Origin of the sequence: Brachymonas moutaii (nom. illeg.), from assembly GCF_049977365.1 — a bacterium.
Classification (GTDB): Bacteria; Pseudomonadota; Gammaproteobacteria; order Burkholderiales; family Burkholderiaceae_C; genus Brachymonas.
In genome coordinates this window covers 104027-128600 of sequence record NZ_JBNGEN010000003.1, presented here as the reverse complement: position 1 = coordinate 128600, position 24574 = coordinate 104027, and the positions used below count along the sequence as shown (strand labels likewise).

At 67.9% G+C, this 24574-nt stretch carries 21 protein-coding genes and 1 other RNA gene; 11 read left to right on the top strand and 11 right to left on the bottom strand.

The features are described from left to right. Positions 1 to 25: 25 nt before the first annotated feature. Entirely contained in the window at positions 26 to 415 is a 390-nt protein-coding gene (locus ACP2WS_RS05605) for a GtrA family protein (protein ID WP_426459881.1), read from the top strand. Between the two features lie 54 nt (positions 416 to 469). Here the strand turns inward: ACP2WS_RS05605 and ACP2WS_RS05600 are convergent, their stop codons facing one another. The 3 genes from ACP2WS_RS05600 to rnpB form a co-directional block, all read right to left on the bottom strand. Beyond that, complete coding sequence (locus tag ACP2WS_RS05600; RefSeq protein ID WP_426459880.1) at positions 470 to 1591, bottom strand: glycosyltransferase family 2 protein; 1122 nt, start codon at positions 1589 to 1591, stop codon at positions 470 to 472. Positions 1592 to 1688: 97 nt separating this feature from the next. Next, positions 1689 to 3269 (bottom strand): glycosyltransferase family 39 protein, encoded by a 1581-nt coding sequence (locus ACP2WS_RS05595; protein WP_426459879.1) that lies wholly within the window; start codon positions 3267 to 3269, stop codon positions 1689 to 1691. Positions 3270 to 3484: 215 nt separating this feature from the next. Then, an RNA gene (gene rnpB / locus ACP2WS_RS05590) (RNase P RNA component class A) lies at positions 3485 to 3822 on the bottom strand. 95 nt (positions 3823 to 3917) lie between these two features. Between rnpB and ACP2WS_RS05585 the strand changes: the two genes are divergently transcribed. The 3 genes from ACP2WS_RS05585 to ACP2WS_RS05575 all read left to right on the top strand — a co-directional run bounded on the left by ACP2WS_RS05585 (position 3918) and on the right by ACP2WS_RS05575 (position 6816). After that, positions 3918 to 5663 (top strand): NAD(P)/FAD-dependent oxidoreductase, encoded by a 1746-nt coding sequence (locus tag ACP2WS_RS05585; RefSeq protein WP_426459878.1) that lies wholly within the window; start codon positions 3918 to 3920, stop codon positions 5661 to 5663. Positions 5664 to 5766: 103 nt separating this feature from the next. Beyond that, positions 5767 to 6150 (top strand): aspartate 1-decarboxylase, encoded by a 384-nt coding sequence (gene panD / locus ACP2WS_RS05580; protein ID WP_374492046.1) that lies wholly within the window; start codon positions 5767 to 5769, stop codon positions 6148 to 6150. A gap of 90 nt (positions 6151 to 6240) precedes the next feature. After that, the gene (locus ACP2WS_RS05575; RefSeq protein WP_426459966.1) at positions 6241 to 6816 is read left to right on the top strand and encodes a YbhB/YbcL family Raf kinase inhibitor-like protein; all 576 of its coding nucleotides are present in this window, start codon (positions 6241 to 6243) and stop codon (positions 6814 to 6816) included. 35 nt (positions 6817 to 6851) lie between these two features. Here the strand turns inward: ACP2WS_RS05575 and ACP2WS_RS05570 are convergent, their stop codons facing one another. The 7 genes from ACP2WS_RS05570 to ACP2WS_RS05540 all read right to left on the bottom strand — a co-directional run bounded on the left by ACP2WS_RS05570 (position 6852) and on the right by ACP2WS_RS05540 (position 13889). Continuing rightward, positions 6852 to 7340: a PIN domain-containing protein gene (locus tag ACP2WS_RS05570; RefSeq protein WP_426459877.1), complete on the bottom strand. Its 489-nt coding sequence runs from the start codon at positions 7338 to 7340 to the stop codon at positions 6852 to 6854. Between the two features lie 9 nt (positions 7341 to 7349). Beyond that, positions 7350 to 8651 carry a hypothetical protein gene (locus ACP2WS_RS05565; RefSeq protein WP_426459876.1) on the bottom strand — a complete coding sequence of 434 codons (1302 nt, stop codon included), beginning with the start codon at positions 8649 to 8651 and terminating at the stop codon, positions 7350 to 7352. Beyond that, positions 8648 to 10021 (bottom strand): THUMP domain-containing class I SAM-dependent RNA methyltransferase, encoded by a 1374-nt coding sequence (locus tag ACP2WS_RS05560; protein ID WP_426459875.1) that lies wholly within the window; start codon positions 10019 to 10021, stop codon positions 8648 to 8650. Before ACP2WS_RS05560 ends, ACP2WS_RS05565 begins: the two co-directional genes overlap by 4 nt. 193 nt (positions 10022 to 10214) lie before the next feature. Beyond that, on the bottom strand, positions 10215 to 11669 hold the full coding sequence (locus ACP2WS_RS05555) for a radical SAM protein (protein WP_426459874.1): 1455 nt from the start codon (positions 11667 to 11669) through the stop codon (positions 10215 to 10217). A 96-nt stretch (positions 11670 to 11765) separates the two neighbouring features. Further along, a complete protein-coding gene (locus ACP2WS_RS05550; protein ID WP_426459873.1) occupies positions 11766 to 12749 on the bottom strand; it encodes a hypothetical protein in 984 nt (327 codons plus the stop codon). Further along, positions 12746 to 13528 carry a prolipoprotein diacylglyceryl transferase gene (locus tag ACP2WS_RS05545; protein WP_374492053.1) on the bottom strand — a complete coding sequence of 261 codons (783 nt, stop codon included), beginning with the start codon at positions 13526 to 13528 and terminating at the stop codon, positions 12746 to 12748. Before ACP2WS_RS05545 ends, ACP2WS_RS05550 begins: the two co-directional genes overlap by 4 nt. Next, a complete protein-coding gene (locus tag ACP2WS_RS05540) occupies positions 13506 to 13889 on the bottom strand; it encodes a hypothetical protein (protein ID WP_426459872.1) in 384 nt (127 codons plus the stop codon). The genes ACP2WS_RS05545 and ACP2WS_RS05540 overlap by 23 nt, the downstream gene beginning before the upstream one ends. Positions 13890 to 14044: 155 nt before the next feature. Here ACP2WS_RS05540 and ACP2WS_RS05535 point away from each other — a divergent pair, with 155 nt between their 5' ends. Both ACP2WS_RS05535 and ACP2WS_RS05530 read left to right on the top strand, forming a co-directional pair. Continuing rightward, entirely contained in the window at positions 14045 to 14275 is a 231-nt protein-coding gene (locus ACP2WS_RS05535) for a cysteine-rich CWC family protein (RefSeq protein WP_374492056.1), read from the top strand. 46 nt (positions 14276 to 14321) lie between these two features. Next, positions 14322 to 15119: a class II glutamine amidotransferase gene (locus tag ACP2WS_RS05530; protein ID WP_374492057.1), complete on the top strand. Its 798-nt coding sequence runs from the start codon at positions 14322 to 14324 to the stop codon at positions 15117 to 15119. A 32-nt stretch (positions 15120 to 15151) separates the two neighbouring features. Here the strand turns inward: ACP2WS_RS05530 and ACP2WS_RS05525 are convergent, their stop codons facing one another. Beyond that, positions 15152 to 16225 (bottom strand): FAD:protein FMN transferase, encoded by a 1074-nt coding sequence (locus ACP2WS_RS05525; RefSeq protein ID WP_374492058.1) that lies wholly within the window; start codon positions 16223 to 16225, stop codon positions 15152 to 15154. Between the two features lie 351 nt (positions 16226 to 16576). On the opposite strand from ACP2WS_RS05525, the gene nosZ reads away from it, so the two are divergent. The 5 genes from nosZ to ACP2WS_RS05500 all read left to right on the top strand — a co-directional run bounded on the left by nosZ (position 16577) and on the right by ACP2WS_RS05500 (position 24571). Beyond that, entirely contained in the window at positions 16577 to 18538 is a 1962-nt protein-coding gene (nosZ, locus tag ACP2WS_RS05520) for a TAT-dependent nitrous-oxide reductase (protein WP_426459871.1), read from the top strand. 208 nt (positions 18539 to 18746) lie between these two features. Next, complete coding sequence (locus tag ACP2WS_RS05515) at positions 18747 to 21398, top strand: 4Fe-4S binding protein (protein WP_426459870.1); 2652 nt, start codon at positions 18747 to 18749, stop codon at positions 21396 to 21398. Between the two features lie 80 nt (positions 21399 to 21478). Continuing rightward, positions 21479 to 22735, top strand: a complete 1257-nt coding sequence (locus ACP2WS_RS05510; RefSeq protein ID WP_426459965.1) for a nitrous oxide reductase family maturation protein NosD — start codon at positions 21479 to 21481, stop codon at positions 22733 to 22735. Further along, positions 22719 to 23756 carry an ABC transporter ATP-binding protein gene (locus ACP2WS_RS05505; RefSeq protein WP_426459869.1) on the top strand — a complete coding sequence of 346 codons (1038 nt, stop codon included), beginning with the start codon at positions 22719 to 22721 and terminating at the stop codon, positions 23754 to 23756. Before ACP2WS_RS05510 ends, ACP2WS_RS05505 begins: the two co-directional genes overlap by 17 nt. Next, a complete protein-coding gene (locus ACP2WS_RS05500) occupies positions 23756 to 24571 on the top strand; it encodes an ABC transporter permease (protein ID WP_374492148.1) in 816 nt (271 codons plus the stop codon). The genes ACP2WS_RS05505 and ACP2WS_RS05500 overlap by 1 nt, the downstream gene beginning before the upstream one ends. The last annotated feature ends 3 nt before the right edge of the window (positions 24572 to 24574 follow it).

Below are 24574 nucleotides of genomic sequence, written 5' to 3'. Positions count from 1 at the left end.
CGGCGGGCCGACTACAATGGCGGCCATGCCCGCCCTGCCCCCTCCCCTGCGCTTCATCGTCACCGGCTGCGCAGCTGCGGCCGTGCATTTTGCGGTGGTGAAACTGCTGGTGGACGGTACCGGCATGCGCCCGCTGGTGGCCAATGTGCTCGGCTGGCTCACGGCCTTCGGCGTGTCGTTCGGGGGGCACTACGTCTGGACCTTCGCCCATCAGCAGACACACTGGCGGCACGCACTGCCGCGGTTCTTTCTGCTGTCGGCCTCGGGCTTTGCCCTCAACGAGCTGGCCTATGCGTTCGCACTGCGCTATTCGCCGTGGCGCTATGACGTGCTGCTCGCGCTGGTGCTGGTGGGCGTGGCCGTCGGCACCTACGTGCTCAGCAAGCTCTGGGCCTTCCGGGGCACGGCCTCCTGATCGCAGGGGGGCGACCCTTCGTCCCCTGCATATTCCTCCCCGCCGGTCGCGCCCCTATTGCCAGGTCACGCCCGGAGGCAGCTCGTCTGGCAGATCGGGCTGCGCCGTATTGGCTCCGGTGAGATCGGCCACGCTGGCACGCTGGCGGCGGCGCGGCAGTCCCAGACCGGCCTCCTCGGCCACGATGTAGACGGGACGGCGCTTGACCTCCTCGAAGATGCGGCCGATGTATTCGCCCAGCATGCCCAGAAAGATCATCTGCAGCCCCGAGAACAGCAGGATGCACACGATGAGCGTGCTCCAGCCCGACACCCGGTTGCCCCACATGAAGTAGTCGAACACCACCCAGGCCCCGTAGAGGAAAGCCACCACGGCCGACAGCACGCCCGTGCCCGTCACCACCCGCAGCGGCCAGGTGGAAAAGGCGGTGAGCCCGTCGAGCGCGAGGTTGAGCAGCCGCCACTTGCTGTAGTGGGTTCGGCCGGCATGCCGCTCCTGCGGGGTGTAGGGCAGCGCCACGTGGCGGAATCCCGCCCAGGCATAAAGCCCCTTCATGAAGCGGTTGCGCTCGGGCAGACGGCGCAGTGCGGCCACCACCCGGCGGTCCATGAGCCGGAAATCGCCCGCATCGGGCGGGATGCGGAAGCGCGCCCCCCGGTTGACCATGCCATAGAAGAGCCGCGTTCCGAGACGCTTGAAGAGTCCCTCGTCCTGGCGGTTGCGGCGCACGGCATACACCACCTCGGCGCCTTCGTACCAGTGCTGCAGCATCTGGCCGATGAGGTCCGGGCTGTGCTGCAGGTCGGCGTCCATGAGAATGACGGCATCGCCCCGGGCCGCATCGAGCCCGGCGGTGAGCGCGGCCTCCTTGCCGAAGTTGCGCGACAGGTCGAGCGCCCGCAGCGGTGCATGGATCTCGCACAGCCCGGCGAGCACGGCCGAGGTGTCGTCCGCGCTGCCGTCGTTGACCACGATGATCTCGAACGGATGGCCGGTGGCTTCGAGCGCCTGAGCCACCAGCGGCACCAGCCGGGGCAGGTTCTCGGCCTCGTTGTAGGCCGGCACGATGCAGGAGATGGTCTGGCGCCGGACGGCAGCCTCGCGTGCAGAGGCAGAAAGGGGGGAAGGAGTAGCGTTGGGCATGGTCGGACGCCGGCAGGAAAAACGGAATCGCATGACGGTCACAGGGACCGACCGGTCCGGGCCTGCACGCAGGAATGCACCCGGGGCACCCGCACGGGCACCAGCCAGTCACGGGCCTCCAGGCCCTGCATCATAGCGCAGGGCAGCCCCCGGGGAGGGTCGGTGGAATCACGGTCCACGTCACCGAAGGGATACTGCCGCCCGGCTGTCTCACCGTGCCAGTCACCGCCTGCACCGGCTTGGTGACCGGGTGAGAGTCCTGCGTCAGCTCCGCGTGGGCCTCCTCGGCCGAGGCGCTGCGCGGCGTGTTGTCCCACTGGCGATCGCCCGTCTCGATGAGCACGGCGCCGCAGCGGGCCACGCGGTCTCGCGGCACCCAGACACTCCAGGTGTAGTTGTTGCCGATGAGCACGAGGGGGCGCTCGGGCAGCTGCAGCGCCAGGGCACCGGCCACCCCACTGTCACCGATGAGCACGGCCACCGGATGTCCCAGCGCCTGCCGGGCCGGGCCGGCCAGGGCCGCCGCCACCCGGGGCGCATCGAAGGTGCGCCAGTGCCTGCTGCGCAGCCGCTCGGGCCCGAACGAAGAGGTGAGCACCGTGTGCGTCAGCAGCAGCACCTGCAGCACCACGAAGCTGCGCATCACGGCCGGCTGGGCCAGCACGGCGCTCCAGTTCACCCCACGCCAGCACAGCATCACGGCCGGCACCAGGAGCGGCAGGTAGGCCACGCCCCAGTGCAGCTGCAAATCGCTGCCCAGCACCAGCCCCATGCATTCCATCAGCCCCAGCGGCAACGCCCCCCACAGCAGCAGAAAGACGCGCGCCCGCGCCAGGGCATCGCCCCCGGCAGGCTCGGCACCTTCCTGGACCGTGGGCATCTGTCGTGGCGCCTCGGCCGGACGGGTCCGGCGCCAGCGCCAGACGCCGATGCCGAGCAGCAGCCATGCTCCCAGCGCCCGGTTGAAGAGCTGGTCGGCCAGCCAGCGCAGGCTCTCGCCCACGCTGCGCCAGCCATAGGCCGTGGCCGCGACCGACGTGCTCAGCGCATAGTCCATCGCCTCGCCGTGCGAACGCACCAGCCACAGCACATGGGGCACGAACACCAGAGCCGACACCCCGCCGGCCAGCAGCAGCCCGCGCAGCTGCTCCGGCCTGCGCCAGGAGCGCTCATGCAGCGCGAAGGCGATCAGGCTCAGCACGCTCAGGCCAATCTGGTACTTGCCCAGCGCCGTGATGCCCAGCGCAAACCCGAGCAGCAGCCACCAGCCCAGCCGCCGCCCCGTCCCGCCGAAGGCCTGCCACGCACAGGCCGCGCTGGCCACCGTGCCCAGCAGCAGCACCGTGTTGTGGTTGTAGTAGTACAGGCGTCCGGCATAGAAGGTGATGCACAGCACCGCGAGCAGGGCCAGCGTGGCCAGGCGGCTGCCCGCCATGTCCCGCAGCATCTGCCACAGCAGCCCCAGCGCCAGCAGGGTGACCACGGTGCCCAGCACATAGGTCACCCAGCCGTTCAGCCCGAACAGCTGCACCCAGGGCCAGAGCAGCGCCGTGGGCAGCGGGGGATGCTTGTAGTAGCCCCACTGCAGCGAGCGCACCCAGTCGAGCTGCTCGATGTTGTCCATGGGCGGCACCAGCGCCGTGCCCCCCAGCACAGCCAGCCACGCCAGCCCGAACACCAAGAGCAGAACCGCCACCTGCAGACCCGACACGGGTGGCTGCGGCGGAACAGCATCATGGAATGAAAGGGAAGAATCGGAAGAAGAAGGGGCGACCCCAGCCGGAATAGGAATACCGGCCGTTCCTGCCCCACCGGGGACTGCCATGCGCAACCTCGATGCCGAAAAAGCAGCCGCGTAGGCCGCTCCGGGGACAACAAACCGTTCCGCCCCCTCGGGCCCGGAACGGGAAAAAAGAAAAAACGAAGAAGTGAAGCCCGCCGATAAGCCGGATTCTGTGCACGCGGGTTGCCCCGCGCGTGACCGCCATTCATCTGGGCCGGGGGTCACCCCACCGGCTCGGTGCTGCCTACCCGCCAGCTCTGCGGAACCACATCGACGCTGGCCTACTTGGCATTGCTGCGCGCAGAGATTGCCCGTTTCACCCCGGGCCGAAGCCCGGACTCGTCTCTGTTGCTCTGATCCTCACCTTGCGCCTTGCGGCCTTCGGTGGAGAGGTGTTACCTCCTGCGCTGTCCTGTGCAGTCCGGACGTTCCTCCAGTGCCGTGTTTCCACGATGGCACCAGCGGCGGTCTGGCGGGCTTCACGGCGGCAGATTATCCCTCAGCGCGTGACAAAACGATAGGCCTGTGCCATCATCATTTGCTTTGCCCTGCCCGATCGACACGGGCCGCATTGCCATGATCCGACTCTCCGAAATCCGTCTTCCCCTCGACGCGGACGACGCCGCGCTGCGCGACGCAGCCGCTGCCGTGCTCGCCCTGCCTGCCACGGCCCTTGCCACCGTGCAGGTGCACAAGCGCAGCTTCGACGCACGCAAGAAGCACCTGCAGAAGGTCTACATCCTCGACGTGGCCCTCGCGGCCGACAGCCCCGAGGACGAGGCCACGGTGCTGGCCCGCCTTGCCTCTCATGCGCACGTGCAGCCCACTCCCGACATGACGTGGCACATGCCCGTGACGGCGCCGGCCGCGCTGCAGGACCGGCCGGTGGTGGTGGGCTTCGGCCCCTGCGGCATGCTCGCCGCGCTGTGTCTGGCCCAGATGGGCCTGCGCCCCATCGTGCTCGAACGCGGCCGGACCGTGCGCCAGCGCACGCAGGACACCTGGGGACTGTGGCGCCGCCAGGAGCTCACGCCCGAGAGCAACGTGCAGTTCGGCGAAGGCGGCGCCGGCACCTTCAGCGACGGCAAGCTCTACAGCCAGATCAAGGACCCGCGCCACCTCGGCCGCAAGGTGATGGAGGAATTCGTCCGCGCCGGAGCTCCCGAGGACATTCTCTACGTCGCCCGCCCCCACATCGGCACCTTCCGGCTCGTCAAGGTGGTGGAGAACATCCGCCACGACATCGAGCGCCTCGGAGGCGAGATCCGGTTCGAGCAGCGCGTCACCGGCCTCGTGACCGCTGCCGACGGCAGCCTGCGTGCCCTGCAGGTGCTCGACGCATCCACGGGCAGTGCCTATGAGCTGCCCGCACGGCAGGCCGTCATGGCCCTGGGCCACAGCGCACGCGACACCTTCACCATGCTCCACGAGCAGGGCGTGCCCATGCATGCCAAGCCCTTCTCGGTCGGCTTCCGCATCGAACATCCCCAGGGCCTCATCGACCGCGCCCGCTGGGGCGTGCACGCTGGCCATCCGCTGCTCGGTGCCGCCGACTACAAGCTGGTCCATCACGCCGCCAACGGCCGCGCCGTCTACAGCTTCTGCATGTGTCCCGGCGGCACCGTGGTGGCCGCCACCAGCGAACCGGGCCGCGTGGTCACCAACGGCATGAGCCAGTACAGCCGCGCCGAGCGCAATGCCAACGCGGGCATGGTCGTCGGCATCACCCCGGCCGACTTTCCCGTGCTGCGCACCGACATCCCGGCCCACGAGGCCCTGGCACAGGCCGAGGCCCTGCCCGCTTCTGTGCTGGAGCGCGATGGCGTGGGCGATGCCCGCACGCCCGTCCACCCGCTTGCCGGCATTGCGCTGCAGCGCATTCTGGAAAGCCAGGCCTACGTGCTCGGAGGCAGCTGCTACAAGGCCCCGGCCCAGACCGTGGGGGACTTTCTGGCCCAGCGCCCGTCCACCCGTCTCGGCGAGGTGTCCCCCTCGTACCGTCCGGGCGTGACACTCACCGACCTGACCCACGCCTTGCCCGCCTATGCCACCGAGGCCATGCGCGAGGCCCTGCCGGCCTTCGGTCGCAAGATCCGGGACTACGACTGGGCCGATGCCATGCTCACCGGCGTGGAAACCCGCACCTCCTCGCCCCTGCATATCGACCGCGACGCCACCACCCTGGAAAGTCCCGGCCTGCCCGGCCTCTATCCCGCGGGCGAAGGGGCCGGCTACGCCGGCGGCATCCTGTCCGCCGCAGTCGACGGCATCAAGGTCGCCGAGGCCGTGGCCCGTGCGGCCGTGGCCCTGCCAGCCGCCTGAGGGCGCCCGCGCCCGGAGCGGGCGCCCGTGCCCCGCACTGGCAAGGTTGGGGGCCTTGTCCTAGAATGCGGCTTTTTTCAGCATTACCCCGGTTTCCCGAGCCATGGCACAACATACCCTCCTGAGCGGCAAGATTCACCGCGCCACCGTCACCCACTGCGAGCTGCACTACGAAGGCTCCTGCGCAATCGACGAGAACCTGCTGGAAGCCTCCGGCATCCATGAGTTCGAGCAGATCGACATCTGGAACGTGGACAACGGCGAACGCCTGACCACCTATGCCATCAAGGCCGAACGCGGCAGCGGCATCATCTCCCTCAACGGCTCGGCCGCACGCCGCGCCGCCGTGGGCGATCTGGTCATCATTGCGGCCTTCGTGCAGCTCGACTCCTCCGAGATCGCCGGCCACGAGCCGAGCCTGGTCTTCGTGAACGAGCGCAACCAGCAAGTCGAGCTGCGCCACCACATCCCCACGCAGCAGGCCTGACCCTGCCTCCGCCGCGCCGGGCTTGCAGGGCACCCCGGCACGGCGCATGATCTCCCTGCGGGAACGCCCCCGCTCCCCTGGAGAATCGTGATGCTGCATCCCCTGCGCCATCTGACAGGCTCCCTGCTGCTGTGCACGGTCCTGCCCCTGGCATCCCCCGCACAGGCCCGGCCGGCCCTGACCGTATCCAGCCCCGATCTGCACCCCGGCGGCACGCTGCCGCTGCGGCAGGTCTATCGTGGCCACGGGTGCACCGGCGCCAACCTCTCCCCTGCCCTGCAGTGGGCGCATGCGCCTGCTGGCACCCGGAGCTACGCCATTACCCTGCACGATCCCGATGCTCCCCATCCCGGCGGCTGGTGGCACTGGGTGGTGTACGACCTCCCGGCTGCGACGACCTCGCTGCCCGAAGGAGCCGGACGGGCGGATGCAGCCCTGCTGCCTCCCGGAGCCCACCAGGGCCGCAACGATTTCGGCAGTGCCGACTACGGCGGGGCCTGCCCGCCCCCGGGCGACCATGCTCACCGCTATGTGCTCACGGTTCATGCGCTGGATGTGGCCTCGCTCGGGCTGCCGGCGGGAGCGCCTGCTGCCTCGGTCGCCGATGCCATTCGGTCCCACCAGATCGCCAGCGGCCAGCTGGTCACCACCTTCGCACGGCGCTGACCCCCTCCCCCAGACGCAGCCACAGCCCGCCGCGCTCAGGCGCCGCCGAATGTGCGCGAGACCTGCAGGGCTTCGGACAGCGTGCGTGCCACAGCCACCCCGCTGTGCCGTGCCAGGCGCTTGCGCAGGCGCAGCACGTAGCCGTCCTTGCTCAGCAAGAGGGCGCGATGGGCCACGGCCAGGTCGATGAAGCACTGGTCGTCGGCATCCTTGCAGATGGCGTGGCAGCGCGGTGCCGGAGGCTGCAGGTGCGCATGGGCATCCCACTGGGCCAGCACGCCGGCAGCCTCGCGTCCATGCCAGGCCATGCGCGGCGCGATCTGGGCATAGGCCAGCACCCGTTCGAGCTCGTCGCGCATGCGGGGCACGGCGATCCAGTGAAGCTGCCCGGCGGCCAGGGCCTCGCGCAGGGGAACCACCGCCGCATCGTCGAAGACGAACAGATCGAGCACGATGTTGGTGTCGATGACGATGGGTCGTGGAGCTGCCTGATCCGGCCGCTCCTGCAGGTGTGACACGTCCATGCAGGGGCCTCAGAATCCCGGCAGCGGCCCGGGGCCGCCTTCGGCCAGGGCGTAGTGTCCGTTGTGGAGCCGGTACAGCACGGTCTGCTGCACGCGCCGACGCTCGCCGGGACGGGGCGACACCATTCCCCGATAGCGGATGGAGAAGTCGGCCGAGGCTCCCTCGCGCGAGATGGGGCTGGCCTCGCCATGCAGGGCATAGCAGGTATGGCCGTCTGCGGTGCCCGGCGTTCCCCCCCCAGAAGCTGCACCGGATGCCGCCGATGCTGCAGCGGACAAAGCGCCGGCGCCGGCGGCACTGGCGGCTTCGTCTGCCCGCGCCATGGCGGCCTGCAGCAGGGGCGGCGCGATGACGGTGGGAATCTGCCCGCGCGCATCGGCCAGCCGGCGATGGCAGTCTGGCCAGGCCTGCACATTGCTGCCCGAGAGCTGCAGGCGCAGCGCCTCGCCCATGCCTGCGAGCTCCAGCCGATAGCCCTGCAGCCACTGGCTGCAGACCCGGGCCGTGCACACCACGGGCTCGAAGGTCATCAGATACAGATTGGGAGCGACCTTGTAGATCTGGCTGTCACCCGCCGTACCGGCCTGCCCGAGCTGGTCGACGGCGGGCTGAAAGCGGCTGATGGCCCACTTCTCGATCATGGCGGCGCCGTTGTCGGCGTCCGAGGCCGGGCGGGCTGCCACGCGCCGGAAATACACCACGCCCAGATAGGCTGGCGTACGGGTGCCATACCGAAGTTCGCCGGCGGTATCGACCGGAGCGGATTCGAGCACCAGCGCGGCATTGTCTTCGTTGATGCGCACCACTTCACGTGGACGCACCCGCACAGCCATGCGCTGGGGCGGGGCGACGACGCCCGCAGTCCCCGCATCGGGGCCGGAAGCCGACAGGGAGGCCGAGGCTGCCCTTGCCGCGCCCGCGCCCGCATCGGCACTGGCCGAATGGGCAGCGGGCTGCGACGCGGCAGCTGCAGGCAGTCCCGCATCCTGCGCACGGGCCCAGACGGGGGCCGGCAACGTCAGTTCGGCACGCCAGTACACGTCCTTGCGGCCGATGATCTGCTGGTCGCTGCCGAAGGCGGCGTCCATCAGCTCGGCGGGCTTGAGACCGGGGGCCACTCCATTGCGCGGAGCCGCCCCTGCATCGGTCGTGTCGGAAGCGGAATGGCAGGCCACGAGCGCAGCCACTGCCACCAGGGCGGCCGCCGTCCCCTGCAGGGCCAGCCGGGTGCGGCGCGACCACGAAGCCCACCCGCGGGTGGGCCTAGTCTGGTCGACCTGCGTCCGGTCCGGTCCCTGCGCACGGATCATGGCCGGGGGCTCCCGGGGTCTGCCGCAAGAGGCTGCCCTTCGGCCCCGGTGCCGGGGCGGCGGCGCGCCACCGAACCGGCCACCAGGTCGAAGCGGAACAGCCGGCATTCGATAGGGCCGTTCCACATGGGAATCTTGCGCGACTCCTGCAGCCGCATGCGGCGCGGCAGGGTCCGGTCGGGCGTGAGCATCCAGGCCGTCCAGCCGGTGAAGTGGTGCTTCCAGTGGCTCGCGAGTCGGGCAAAGAAGTCGTCCTGTCCCTCGTCGGCACGGCCATCGACCACGGCGCTTTCGCGCCCTCCGACCGCTGCACTGCGCCCGCGCAGGCCGAGCGTGCCGGCCATGCGGGGCACATCCTGCACCCGGTGCACGCGGTAGGCACGCTGCTCGGCCCGTTCGCCGGCCACCCCGGCAGCCGCAATGCGCTCGCCATAGGGCGGATTGACCAGCAGCAGCCCCGGCACTTCCGTGGGCGGCATGCGCTGCAGGGCATCGCCGCCGCGCAGCTGCAGGGCGTGGGCCACGCCGGCACGCGCCGCGTTGCGCTGCGCGAAGTCCACCATGCGGTGGGCGACATCACTGCCGAACACGGTCACTTCGGCGGGCCGCACCTCGGCCGCTCGGGCCTGCTCGCGCAGCGTCTGCCACACATGGGCCTGATGGGGCAGCAGCCGCTCGAAACCGAAGCGGCGCTGCAGCCCCGGCGCCATGTGACAGGCCATCTGGGCCGCCTCGATGGCAATGGTGCCGCTGCCGCAGCAGGGGTCGTACAGGGGCACGCCGGCATCGGGCTGCCAGCCGGAGGCCGCGATCATGGCGGCGGCCAGGGTTTCCTTGAGCGGGGCATCGCCCTTGTCCTCGCGCCAGCCGCGCTTGAACAGCGGCTCGCCGGAGGTGTCGATGTAGAGCGCCACCCGATCCTGCGTCAGGTGGGCATAGATGCGCACATGCGGCTGTCGGGTGTCGACGCTGGGGCGGTCGCCGCTGCGGGCACGGAAGCGGTCGGCCACGGCGTCCTTGATGCGCAGGGTGGCGAAGTTGAGGCTGCGCAGCGGGCTGTGCTGGGACGTCACGTCCACCCGGAAGGTGTGCGTGGGCGCCATCCAGATCTCCCATGGCACGGTGCTGGCGGCCTCGTAGAGGTCCTGCTCGGTCGCATAGGGCGAGCGCGAGAGCTGCACCAGCACCCGCTGGGCGAGCCGGCTGTGCAGGTTGAGCTGCAGCATGGCACGCCAGCTGCCCCGCACGAGCACTCCGGCACGCAGCGCCTGCACGGCTCCTGCGGGAAGTTCCGTGATGCGAGACACCTCCTCTGCCAGCCAGGACTCGACTCCGGCCGCACAGGGCAAAAACAGCTGCAGATCATTCATGGGCGACACCATAACAGAGTCTGACTGTTTTCTGGCAGACATGTGTCAAAGGACCTGCAACATGCGTTCCCTTGTGTCACTGGCGCACACTCCAGGGCGCAGGGCGGGGGTGTCCTGCCCCTTGCGCATGGGGCATGCAAAGCACCGGAACACCGAACCACCGGCTCCATCCCATGGACCGGAGGGCGCAGGCTCAGTCCGGCCAGGCCACCCGCCGCACGGCCTGCGCGGCGTCGATTTCGGCACGGATGGTGTCGAGCACCTGCTGGCGGCCGTCGCGGTAGAACAGGTTGTAGGTCTCGAAGGGAATCATGCGCCCATCGGGGCGGGCCATGTGGATGCAGCTCTTCTTGAGCGCGCGGATGTCGAGCGACTGCGCATCCATGAACTGCACGATCAGCACGCGGAACACGTTGCGATACCCCAGCGCCCGGGCATCCACCCCGGCGGCGGCCACCTGAGGCAGGCAGCACATGAGGGAGCCCAGGCAGTCGGCCTGCGATTCGGGCGAGTGCTGGGTCGAGAACAGGCGGAAGACCTGGTCCTTGAGGGATTCGTCGCGCTCGAACACGATGGTGTTGCCGCTGCCCTCGACCAGCGTGCGCGGATCGACGTAGCGGGTGAGCGGCTGCAGCCGGTCGCCCACGCGCAGGGCATAGGCCATGGCCAGGGTGTCGGGGTTGCAGGGCACGGGCACGATGTCCTCGGGAGTGAAGAGCCCCGTCTGCTCGACGATGCGGCGGCGGATCTCGCTCACGGTAAGGCGGTGCTGCGCGGGATCGTAGCCTTCGCAGCGCCCGGCGTCCTGCACCGGCTGCAGGGTGACGCCGCGCACGCACGACAGCCCCTGGGCAAAGCGGATCACATCGCCGATCTCGTGGTCGTTGACACCGCGCTTGACCGTCATCACGAGCGTGGTGGAAATGTCGAGGGCCTCCAGCCGGGCCAGGGCGTCCTGGCGGATGCGGCGCAGGTCGGCCCCGCGCAGATCCATGAGCGCCTCGCGGCCGAGCGCATCGAACTGCAGGTAGACCTCCAGCGCGTGCGGGCCATAGCTGGCCAGCCGCTCGGCAAAGGCGGCATCCTGGGCAATGCGCAGGCCATTGGTGTTGATCATCAGATGCCGGATGGGACGGGCCCGGGCGGCATCGAGAATCTCGAAGAACTGGGGATGCAGCGTAGGCTCGCCACCGCTGATCTGCACCACGTCGGCCTCGCCCTCGCTGGCGACCACCGCGTCGAGCATGGCTTCGACCTCCTGCAGGCTGCGGTGCGTGAGCCGCTCGGGGCCACTGCCGGCGTAGCAGGTGGGACAGCGCAGGTTGCAGTGGTCGGTGATCTCGACGATGGACAGGCAGGAATGCTGCATGTGGTCGGGGCACAGCCCGCAGTCGTAGGGACAGCCGTAGTGCATGTCCGTTTCGAACCGCTGGGGCATTTCCGGGTGCTTGACGAAGACCTCGCGCCCGAGCCGGTAGTACGCCACATCGTCGCTCATCAGCACCCGCTCGGTGCCGTGCACGGGGCACCACTTGTCCATGTAGACCCGGTCATCCTTGAACAGAATCTTGGCCTCCACCGGCCGCAGGCAGGTGCTGCACACGCTGCTGGTGGTGTCATAGAACATGTAGGGGCGATTCTTGCGCATGGCGGAGGGATCCTGATGGGTCATGGCCCTGCCGGGCCGGTGACGTGACGAAAGAAAGAACAAGGAAAAAGCGGACGCAAGAGGGGCATCGCTCCCTCACGGGGCCGGCCCGGAAGCGGGGCGGAAGACGGCCAGCCCGTGCGGCGCCTCGCTGAAGGTCGGGGCGGCCGGATAGCGTGCCGCCCAGGCAGCAGCCTGCTGGCGATAGCGCCGCACAAGCCCGCGCCGCAGCTTTTGGCCGGCAGGAGAAAGCGCCGCTGAACGGGGCGTGGCAGCCGGGACTTCCGGCAGGCCCTGCACTTCCCGCAGGGCCTGCACGCAGGGTGCCGTGCCATCGGGCCGTCCATCCGAGTCCGCCAGGAGCGACGCCGCACTGCTCCGGCAGGCGGGTAGAGACACCCACTGCCGATCCTCGGTCGGGCCCGAGGCCGGACACCGCGCATGGTGCCAGGCCTTCCATGCCCCGGCCAGATCCAGCACGGGGCCGGCACTGCGCTCGGGCAACCCGCTGGCACGCGCCTGCAGGGCAGTGCCCACGCGGGCGGCCATGTCGACCGGGCCAGCGGACGCCTTCCCCGCCCCCAGCAGCACGCAGCCCTGCTGCATGGCCTGTGCGGCTTCCGCAAAGCCGGGGAAACCGTCTTTCCAGGTGGCTGCCTCTGTAGCCGTGGCTCCCTCGACCAGCAGCTCGGCCTGCCGGTAGGCGGCATAGGCATGGCCCTGTGCCGCCAGCTCATGCAGATACCCGAGCGCCTCCTGGCGATCGGCCCTCCGGGTGGACCAGTCGTGTCCGTCGTCTTGCGAGAGCAGGTGCTCGGCCAGGGCCAGACGCACCTGCGCATCGCCCTGCCGCGCCTGCTGGCGCAAGGCATCGGTCTGGGTCTTCCAGGCCACCTGCCGCTGATGCAGGGCGCGTGCCGAGGCTGCGGATTGAATCGAGCCCACCACCGTCATGGTGACGCACCCCGAGCCTCCCACCACGAGCGCGCACAGGCCTCCCAGCGTCAGCAGACGCCATGACACGGGCCGTGCGGCACGCCACGTCTGCACACGGCAGACCAGCACCTTGCGTGCGTTCATGAATGGTTCCCTTTCTGCGCAAAACGGGCCGTCCCTGCGGCACACCGACGCGCATCGCGCCAGGCCAGTGCGGCCATGACCAGCAGCCCGCAGGCACAGACCCACTGGATGCCGCTCCAGCCCCAGGCGTAGGCATAGGGCACCGGCTTGATGCCATCCACCGCCAGACGCCACAGCAGGTAGCCCGCCATCAGCAGCCGGAATCCCCGTCCCGGCTCGGCTGCCAGCGCCGGGCGCCACCGCTGCCAGGCCCAGAGCGCGCCCAGTGCGAGCAGCATCTCGTAGAGCTGCGTGGGGTGCCGGGGAATGCCATCGCCGAAATCCACTCCCCAGGGCAGCCCGGTCGGCACGCCATAGGTATCGTCATACAGGCCTGCCAGAAAGCAGCCCAGCCGGCCGATGACCACACCCAGCAGGATGGGAGCCACGAAATCATCGCCCGTGCGCACCGTGATGCCAGCCGCACGCTTGGCGAGCTCCACACCGATCCAGCCCCCCAGCAGCCCGCCCACGATGCTCTGCCCGGCAGCCAGATAGTGCAGAGGATGGGTCACCTGTGCGGCCAGCTGGGGCTGTTCGATCCAGAACACCAGCTTGTTGCCCACGGCGGCCCCCAGCAGGCATCCCACCGCCAGGCGGAAGCCCTCGCCCTGCAGCAGGGAACCCTGCTGGCGCTGGCGCCGCTCCCGGCGGTAGAGCCAGGCCCCTGCGGCCAGGGCCAGCCATTCGAGCAGGCCATGCACCAGCAGGGCGGTCTCAGGATTGCGGATCGTCATCATGGGAAGTCGTCTGCGCCGCAGCGTTGTGGTGGACGGCAGGGGGAAGGGTCGGGCGAACGCGGGCCGCAGACGCAGTCGGGCGGCCGCGTGACCGAAGAAGCCCGCGAATGGCAGCCATGGCTGCCCAGGCCACCGCCCCCGCCAGCAGGGCCCCGAGCAGAAGCGTCCAGGGCACCACGTCTCGTGTTTCCCCCGCTGCAATGAACATGGCCCCGCAGGTGCCCAGGCCCACCATCAGGGCCGCACTGCCCAGCAGCACCCAGGCGGAAGCCAGCACCCCGAGCCACCGCAGCACGGTCAGCAACATCGACAGCCCCTCGGATCCCTCCGGCTTGCGGGGGGCAGGCGTGTGGTCAGGCATGGAAAGGCTCCTTTGCAGAAGGCAGGGGAAAACCGCAGGGGAAATGAGAAAATGCCGGCAATCGGGCATACAGCATGCCGGCCCCGGTGAACCGGAAGGCGGCATGAAGCAGAAAGTATACTTTCACGATACCCGGCAGCCTATTGGATGCTCCCATGTCTTCCACCCTCTGCCCACTCTGCGGCCATCCCAACCAGTGCGCCATGGCCTCCGGCCAGGACGCAGCCACCTGCTGGTGCATGCAGCGTCCTGCCCCCGATGCGGCCCGGCTGCGCGCGGCGCTGCCCGCAGGCACGCCCCGGAGCTGCCTCTGCCCCCGCTGCCTTGCTGCCCTCGCGGCAGCAGATCCCCTGCCACCGACGGACTCCAACGCCTCGCCGCACTGAGCAGCCCTTTTCTCCCTTCTCCCTTTTCCCTTTCCGCCTTCCTGCCATGTGCCAACTGCTTGGAATGAACTGCAACACGCCCACGGACATCACGTTCAGCTTCAGCGGCTTTGCGCAGCGGGCGGGTGTGACGGACCACCACAGCGATGGGTGGGGCATTGCCTTCTTCGAGGGGCACGGCGACGCGGACGCAGGCGCCTTCGACAAGGGGCTGCGCCACTTTGTGGACCACGCTCCGGCCAGCACCTCGCCGGTGGCGCGGCTCATACGCGAGTACCCCATCAAGAGCCGGCATGTGATCGCCCATATCCGCAAGGCCACGCAGGGCGTGGTGGCGCTGGAGAACTGCCACCCCTTCGTGCGGGAGCTGTGGGGGCACTACTGGGTGTTTGCCCACAACGGCAATCTGGCCGATTACCACCCCCACCTGCACAGCCATTTCCAGCCTGTGGGCGACACCGACAGCGAACGCGCCTTCTGCTGGATCATGCAGGAGATATCCAAGTCGCACGCCTGCATGCCGCCCGTGGAGGAGCTCAACCACACCCTGCGCGAGCTGCTGCCGCGCATCGCGCGCCACGGCACCTTCAACATGCTGCTGTCGAACGGCGCGGCCCTGTGGGCCCATGCCACCACCGACCTGCACTACGTGGTGCGGCAGTATCCGTTTGCCACGGCCGAGCTCAAGGACGAAGACCTCGCCATCGACTTCGCTCGCTGCACCACGCCCCGCGACCGCGTGGCCGTGATTGCCACCCAGCCGCTCACCGTCAACGAGCAATGGACCCGTTTTGCCCCGGGCGAGCTGCGCGCCTTCGTCGACGGTGCGCCCCTGTCCGCCTGAGGTCTGCGGGTCTGCGGCCCTGCCGCTCCGTATCAGAGCACGCCGCGGATGGCGCGCTGTCCCTGAGGAGGCAGCCATCCCCCGCGCAGTCCGGCCGATGCCTCCACCTGCCCGTCTGCGTGCATCACCACGAAATCGCGCACGCCCCACTGAGCCAGTTGCCGGGCTGCCGCGCGCGGGCCGGCCACCATGGCCGCCGTGCCCAGTCCGTTGACCTGCTCGGCGCGTGCCCCCACCAGCGTCACCCCATGGACGCCCTGGGTGGAGCGTCCCGTGGCGGGGTCGATGATGTGGTGCAGGCGCGTGCGCCCCAGGTCGATATAGCGTTCATAGTCCCCGGAAGAGGCCACCACTCCTTCGCGCAGCGGAACCATGGCCAGCAGGCGATCGGGGTGGGCGGCATCGCGGATGCCGATTCTCCAGGGCTGCCCGTCGGACCGCGCCGTGGCGAGCACATCGCCGCCGCCATTGATCATCACCCCATGCAGTCCCATGGCCTGCAGGCGCGCCACCCCGACCTGGAGAATCGGCAGCTTGGCTACCCCGCCCAGATCCAGCCGTGCCTGGGCATCGACCAGACGCGCCGTCTGCCGCTGTCGGTCCAGCACAAGGGCCTGCGGGCGCGCATGGGGCAGCAGGCGCCGCAGCTGTGCGGCATCGAGCAGGCCCCTGCCGGGATCGATCTGGGAGGTGAAAGCCCCCAGGGCAGGATCGAAGCGCCCCCCGGTTCGCTGGGCCAGCGCCTGTGCCTGCACGAGCACCCGCATCAGATCCCGCGTGACGGGCACCGCCGTCCCGCGCCCGGCCAGAGCATTGATGCGGCTGACCTGGCTGTGCGGGTCGAAGCGGCTCATCACGGCTTCGAGCCTCTGCATCTCGTCAAGTGCAGCCTGGACCTGACGCTGCACCTGCGGAGTGGGGCCGGCCTCCACCACCACGTCCACCAGGGTCCCCATGAGCGGCCGGCGCACACGGTATGGCGCGCTGCCCGCCTGCACAGGCAGGCAGACCAGGGGAGCCAGGGCCATGCCGGCTCCCAGCAGCAGCTGCCGACGCGACAGCGCAGGGGCTGCGGCCGATGGGGAAAAGACTGTATCGAGATGCATGGAAAATGCTCCTCAGGAGAATGAGGCAGGACGTGCGGATCATTATGTATTCATAGAATACATAATGATGAATTGATTACCAAAAAAGCACACAGCCTGCTGAAAAACCCTTTTGACCAGCCCTGCAGTGTACGCATGCGGTCTTGAACCGCGTGTATTTCACCGAGAAAGAAAATACCTGCACGTTCTCTGCTTGATTGCAGTCAAGCGGCGGGCATCCACTCAAAAATCCCCCCTTCCGGAGCGCCCTGGGCCGCATTACGATGCCTTGGCTTCATTCAAATGGCATGCGGAGTCCATGTCACTCCACAGCCTGCGGTGACCATTTTCCATTTTGCAAGGAGCGTTCAAATGAGCCACACTTCCGATACCCATGATCAGCCTCTGTCTTCCGGGATCGGCCGGCGCCGATTCCTGAATTCCGCTGCCGTGCTGGGCGCGGCGGGGGTGGGGCTCGTGGCCTGCAAGGAGGATCGGACGGACGGAGGCGGCGCCGCATCGGCTGCGGGCGGCAAGGCGGCTTCCGGCGCAGACGCGGCGCGCGGCAATGTCGGAGGAGCGGGCTCGGTGGACATCAAGCCCGGCCAGCTCGACACCCACTACGGCATCTGGAGCAGCGGGCATACCGGCGATGTGCGCGTGCTCGGCATTCCGTCCGGCCGGGAGCTGCTGCGCATTCCGTGCTTTGTGCCGGATGCGCTGATCGGCTGGGGCATCACCAACGAGTCCAAGGCCGTCATGGGCACCAATCCCGATGGCTCGCTCAAGTACCACGTGGGCGACACGCACCATGTGCATGGTTCCTACAAGGACGGGGTATACGACGGCAAATATGTATGGATCAATGACAAGATCAATGCCCGGCTCGCCCGTATCCGGCTCGATTACATGGTGTGCGACAAAATCACCAAACTGCCGAATGTGCAGGGTTTTCACGGCATATTCCCGGACAAGCGGGATCCTGTCGATCCAAAAATCAATTACACCACCCGTGTATTCTGCGGCCAGGAGTTTCATGTTCCCCTGCCGAACAATGGCAAGAACACAAATGACCCCAAGCAATACCACTGCCTTTTCACCTGTGTGGATTCCAACAGCATGGAAGTGAAATGGCAGGCGCGAATCGATGGAAACTGCGATCTGGTGGCCACGTCCTATGACGGCAAGCTCGCTGCCACCAATCAGTACAACACCGAAAATGGGGTGCATTATCAGGAAATGATGGCCGCCGAGCGCGACGCCTGCCTGTTCTTCCATATCGAGCGCATCGAAGCGGCCGTGAAAGCCGGCAAAACCACCACCCTGGGAGATTCCAAGGTTCCGGTGGTGGACTGCACGGTGGATGCCAACAAGGACCCCAAGACCGCCCTGTGCGTCCGGGTGTCCGTGCCCAAGAATCCGCACGGCGTCAATGCCTCTCCGGATGGCAAATACTTCATCTGCTCGGGCAAGCTCTCGCCCACCTGCACCGTCATCGAGCTGCAGAAGGTGCTGGACTGGTTCGACGGCAAGCTGGCCAGCCCCGACAAGGCCATCGTGGCCGAGCCGGAAGTCGGTCTCGGGCCATTGCACACCACGTTCGACGGCCGGGGCAACGCATACACCACGCTTTTCCTCGACAGCCAGATCTGCAAGTGGAACATCGACAAGGCCATCAAGAAATACGCGGGCGACAAGACCATCAACCCCATCGTCGACAAGATCGACGTGATGTACCAGCCAGGCCACATCAGCGCCACGCATGGGGAGACCCGCGCCGCCGACGGGGTCTGGATGGCGGTGGGCAACAAGTTCTCCAAGGACCGTTTCCTGCCGGTGGGGCCCATGCACCCCGAGAACGACCAGCTGCTCGACATCACGGGCGACAAGATGATCCTCGCGCACGACAATGCCGTGCGTCCCGAGCCGCATGACTTCATCCTGTTCAAGCGCGACGTGCTGCACACCAAGCAGGTCTACGACATCAACGAGTTTCCCCTCGCCACCAAGGACCCCAAGGACACGGGGCTCAAGCGCGAAGGCCACAAGGTGACGGTCCGCATGACCTCGCAGGCGCCCACCTACAACCCGGCGGAGTTCAACGTCAAGGTCGGCGACGAACTGACCATCATTCTCACCAACATCGACAAGGTGGAGGATCTGACCCACGGGTTTGCCATCCCCGAATACAACATCCAGTTCCTGGTCAATCCGGGCGAGACGAAGTCGGTCACCTTCAAGATCGATAAGCCCGGGGTCTTCTGGTACTACTGCACCAACTTCTGCCACGCCCTCCACCTGGAAATGCGCGGGCGCATGCTGGTGGAAGGCTGATCGGCACGGCAGCAGCTCCGTGGGGCCCCGACAGAAGGTGTCCCACGCGCAGCAGCCCAGGGTACTACGGGTACGGGGCCGGTGCCAGCAGTGCATCCGGCCCTGTTCGTTTTGCGGAGTCACAGGCTCATGCGGCACCGGCTCCGGTGTCGGTGAGGGAGCCCTGTGGGCCTCCTCCGGCAGCAAGGATGGGACAGGAGTCACAACCATGACGTGGATGAATCGGATCCGCCATATCTGGCGCAGGGCATGGACGACCCTGGCACTCGCAGGCGTGGCCGCCCCGGTCATGGCCGGCGCCGCCGGCTCACAGGCCTACGAGGCGCATCTTCCCCCCGATCTGGCCACCGCGAGCGACCTGTGCGCGCGCGTGCCCTGCAAGGAGGTGTTCCCCGGGGCCACTTCCTTCTCGCTGCGCAAGGGACAGCCGCCCTATGTCGAAGCCTATGGCGGCGCCGACGGCAGGCACAAGCTGGGGTATGTGATGCTGTCCACCGACATCACCGATACCCCTGCCTACTCCGGCAAGCCGGTGGTCACGCTCATCGGCATGGACACTGCGGGCAGGTACGTGGGCATCAAGGTGCTCAAGCATTCCGAGCCCATCCTGCTGCTGGGCATCCCGGAATCCGCCCTGCTGCACTTCAACCAGCAGTATGTCGGAAAGTCGGTCAAGGACAAGATCGAAGTGGGGCAGTCGCGCCCCGACGAAGGCGTGCTGGGGGTGGATGCCATCTCCGGCGCCACCGTGACGGCCATTGCCCAGAACCAGGTCATCACCACGTCGGGCACCACTGTGGCCAAAGAGGCCGGCATCATCGCCCCGGTCGTGCGCCAGCCCGTGCGCTATGTGGATCCCCAGGCCGGCGCTGCGCTGCCCGACTGGTCGGCACTGGCCGCCCAGGGAGCCGTGCAGCGCATGGTGGTGCAGCCCGAGCAGGTGGGTCTGGAGCGCACCGGGGAGCCGTTCATCGAGCTGTGGTTCGGGACGCTGAATTCCCCCATCGTGGGCCCGGCCGTGCTGGGCGATGCCTCTTGGCGCTCGCTCATGGGGCAGCTCAGGCCCGGCGAGAACGCGATCTTCATCATCCGCACCGCCGGCAAGGAATCCTTCAAGGGATCGGGCTTCGTGCGGGGGGGCATCTATGACCGCATCCAGGTCCGCCAGGACGGGGACACCTTCACCTTCCGCGACACGGACGCCATGAACCTCTACGGCATCGAGGCCAGGGGAGCGCCCGCATTCACCGAATCGGGCATCTTCATACTCCGCTCCAAGGCGTTTTCTCCCGCCTATCCGTGGAAGCTCACGTTCCTGGGCAACCGGGTGGACCGCGCCACGGGCACCAAGACGTTCACCAATTTCGACACCGAATACTGGCTGCCCGCAGCCTACATGGTGGGCGGCCACCCCACCATCACGCGCCCCGACCCCAGCTGGCTCAAGGTGTGGAAGCAGCGTGCCCCGCAGATTGGCCTGTTCGCTGCGCTGCTGCTGGCCGTGGCCGTGGTCTATGGCCTGCGCGAGCGTCTCACCCGCCGCGCCACGCACCGCAACAAGTGGCCAGTCAATCTGTTCAAGTACAGCTTCTGGATGATCTTCATCGTCTGGATCGGATTCGGCGCCATGGCCCAGCCCTCCGTGACGCAGGTGCTCACCTGGCTGCATTCGCTGCTGTTCAAGTGGGAATGGACGCTGTTCCTGAGCGATCCCTTCCTGTTCCTGTACTGGATCTTCATCTTCGTCACGATCTTCGTGTTCGGCCGCGGCCTGTTCTGCGGGTGGACCTGTCCCTTCGGCTCGATGCAGGAAGTCACGCACAAGGTGGCGGGGCGCCTCGGACTGGCCCGCTTCCAGTTCCAGGTGCCGCAGCGCTGGCATGACCGGCTCAAATGGGTGAAATATGCCGTGTTCTTCGGGCTGGTTGCCACCTCCCTGTTCTCGATGGGGCTGGCCGAGAAGCTCGCCGAGGTGGAGCCCTTCAAGACCACGTTCCTGGTCGGCATCACCCACCGCAGCTGGCCCTATGTGACCTTCGTGCTCGCTATCTTTGCCTTGTCGCTGTTCATCGAGCGCCCCTACTGCAAATATGTCTGTCCGCTCGGGGCCTCGCTGGCCATGCCGAGCACCTTCCGCTGGTTCGGCCTCCGGCGCAAGGCCGACTGCAACAGCTGCAAGGCATGTGCCAAGGGGTGCGGCGCGCAGGCCATCAATGCGGCCGGCCAGATCGATCACCGCGAATGCCTGCACTGCCTCGACTGCATGGTGCTGTATACCGACGACACGGGCTGCCCCCCGCTGGCCCGGGAGCGCAAGCTGCGCGAACGCGAAGGCCAGCCTCTCACCGCCATCGGACGCGACGGGTACTTCATCCCCATCGTGCCGGTCGAGGAAGACCGCGCCCAACGGCACGCCCGCGAACTGCTGGGCACCGGCCCCGATCCCCGCTGGCCTACGCCACGGGCGCAGCCCCCCGTGGGCACCCTGCATGGCCTGCGCCGCCTGGCCGGCGAAGCCTTCGACCACCTGTGGCCGTTCAGCCGCAGCGGCTGGCAGACCGGTGCCGTGCTGCAGGCTGCGGGAGTGGCTGTGGCCATCGCAGCCACGCTGGTGTGGATTCTGGCCGCACGCGGCAGTGTGTCGCCCCTGGTGGTGATCGGCTGCTGGTTCGGATGGAGCGTGTTCGAGGTGCTTGTGCGCCTGCGCCAGAAGCGCTATGTGAAGGACGGCCCATGGTGGGGGCAGACCTATCGGCGCGCCAATGTCATGGACATGATCGCCTACGTCGGCTTCAAGAACCTGCTCATCGGTGCGGCCCTGTTCTGGATGCTGCGTGCAGGAGGCGTGCAATGGGTGTAGGCGCCGGAACCTGCAGCCTCCATCCCCGCTCCAGCCGGGGACGCGTCGGCCAGTGGCTGGCCCGCTGCACCCTGGGACTGATGCTGGCGGGGGCGCCCCTGTGCGCGGTGCAGGCAGCGCTGGTGACGGTGCGGCCCGGACAGCGCATCCAGCAGGCCATCGACCGGGCCCGGCCCGGGGACATCATCGAGGTGCACCGGGGGCGTTATGCCGAAAACCTCGTCATCGACAAGCCCCTGACGCTGCATGGCATCGACCGCCCCACCATCAGCGGATCGGACAAGGGAGACACCATCCGCGTCAAGGCCACCGATGTCACTCTCGAGGGCCTGATCGTCAGCGATTCGGGCGACAGCCTGCTGGCCCAGAATGCGGGCATCTACATCCAGCCTGGCGCACACCGGGCCCGGGTGCAGCATTGCTTCCTGAGCTACAACCTGTTCGGCCTGTGGATCGAACGCGCCGACGACGTGCAGGTTCTGCACAACAACATCACCGGCAAGCGCGACTACGACAGCGCCCAGCGCGGCAACGGCGTGGAGCTCTACAACACGCAGGGCGCGCGCATCATCGACAACGAGATCAGCTTCGTGCGCGATGCCCTCTACATCGACGTGTCGCACCATGCCGTGTTCCGCCGGAATCGTCTGCATCACAGCCGCTACGGCACCCACTACATGAACTCCTACTACAACGTGTGGGAGGACAACGACACCTGGGAAAACCGGGGCGGCCTGGCCCTCATGGAGGTACGCAACCAGGTCATCCGCAACAACCGCGCCTGGAACAACCAGGACCACGGCATCATGCTGCGCACGATCGAGGATTCCGTCGTCGAGGGCAACATCGTCATGGGCAACGCCCGGGGTCTGTTCGTGTATGACGTCGAATACACCCAGCTGCGCCACAACGTGATCGCGGACAACCAGATCGGCGTCCATCTGTCGGGATCGGCCCGCAACACCTGGGACGGCAACGACTTCATCGACAACCACGAGCAGGTCAAGTTCGTCGGCGCGCGCGATCAGGAATGGGGCGGCACGGTCGGCAACTACTGGAGCAACTACCGGGGCTGGGACCGTAACGGAGACGGTCGCGGCGACATTGCCTACGAAGCCAACGACATGGTCGATCGCCTCACCTGGAAATACCCGATCGTGCGGCTGCTCATGGCCAGCCCTGCGGTGCAGGCCCTGCGCATGGTGGGACAGCAGTTCCCGCTGCTGCGGGTGCCGAGCATCGTCGAGGCCCACCCCCGCATGCTGCCCCTCTCCACCTCCTGGGCGCAGTGGCGCGCCCGCGTGCTCAAGGATCCCGACCATGCCCCTGCCCCCTGAAACGCTTCCTGCCGCCTCCTCGCACGGCGCCCCGGCTCCGGGCGGCGGCGAAGCCCTCATCCGTCTCGCGCAAGTGACGCGCCGCTTTGGCGATTTCACGGCCGTGGACCACGTGAGCCTCGACATCGCGCGCGGCGAGGTGTTCGGCCTCATCGGCCACAACGGCGCCGGCAAGAGCACCCTGTTCAAGATGATGCTGGGGCTGCTGGCACCCAGCGAAGGCCAGATCCACATCGCCGGGCAGTCCGTGGCCGGAGCCTCCTCGCGCGAGGTGCGCCGCCGCCTGGGATACCTGCCGGAAAACGTGGCGCTGTGGGACAACCTCAGCGGGCTCGAAACCCTGCGCTTCTTCGCCCGCCTCAAGCAGGTCGACACGCGCGAATGCCAGCCCCTGCTCGAACGGATCGGGCTGGGTCACGCCGGCACCCGCGCCGTGCGCGCCTATTCCAAGGGCATGCGCCAGCGTCTGGGATTTGCCCAGGCACTGCTCGGAACGCCACAGGTGCTGTTCCTCGACGAACCCACCACCGGGCTCGATCCCAGCGCCATCCACTTCTTCTGGGACACCCTGGCCGAGCTGCGCGCGCAGGGACTCACGATCGTGCTCACCTCCCACATCCTGGCCGAGCTGCAGAACCGCGTGGACCGCGTCGCCGTCATGACCAACGGCCGCGTGCAGGCGCTGGGCAGCATCGAGGAGCTGCGGGCCGGCTTCGATCTGCCGGTGACGGTCCGGGCACGCCTTGCCCTCCCTGCCACCGCCGGCACCGAAGCCCTGCACGCCCTGCTGCCTCCGGCCCTGTCCGACATCGTCTTCCACACGGAAGACGACGGCACGGTGCTGTGCCGGGTGGCCCGGGGCCGCAAGCTCGACCTGCTCCGGGCCCTGCTCGGCGAATCCGGTCCCGTGCGCGACATCCAGGTGCAGGAACCCTCGCTGGAAGACATGTTCTTCAGCCGCACATCCCCCGCCAGGTCCCGTCCCGGCCACACCGATTCCTCCAGGGAGACCCAACCATGATGCAAGTTCCACAGACCCTGGCCGTGGCCTCGAAGGAATTCCGCGACCGGCTGCGCAACCGCTGGGTGCTGGCGGTGGCTCTGGTGTTTGCCGTGTTCTCCCTCGTCATCGCCTACGCGGGCGGCGCACAGCAGGGCACCGTGGGCCTGCGCTCGCTGGAATTCACCATCACCAGCCTGGTGAGTCTGGTGATCTATCTCGTGCCGCTCATTGCCCTGCTGCTGGGATTCGACGCCATCGTGGGCGAGCGCGAACGCGGCTCGCTCGATCTGCTGCTTGCCTACCCCATCACCCGGGGCGAACTGCTGCTCGGCAAGTATCTGGGGCTGGCCTGTGCCCTGGCACTGGCCATGTGCGCCGGACTGGCCGCAGTCGGCGTGGTGCTCGGCTGGCAGTTCGGCTCGGCCGCCCTGTTCCATTACACGGGCTTCGTGTTCAGCGCGCTGCTCATGGGGCTGGCCTTCCTGAGCATGGCCGTGCTGATTTCGGTGGTGGCACGCGACCGCACGCGCGCCTCGGGCGCAGCCATTGTGCTGTGGTTCCTGTTCGTGCTGGTGTTCGACCTCGTGCTGCTGGGCGTGCTCGTGGCCACGGCGGGCCACTATGGCGGCGACCTGTTTCCATATCTGCTGCTGTGCAACCCCACCGATGTGTTCCGCATCCTGAACGTGTTCTCGGTCGACGACGTCCGCAGCGCCTATGGACTGGTCAGCATGGTGCCGCCGCTGCTGTCGAACGCGGGCGTACTCACCGGCGTCATGCTGGGCTGGATCGTCTTGCCTCTCGTCATGGCGAGCTGGCGCTTCAAACCCTGAGAA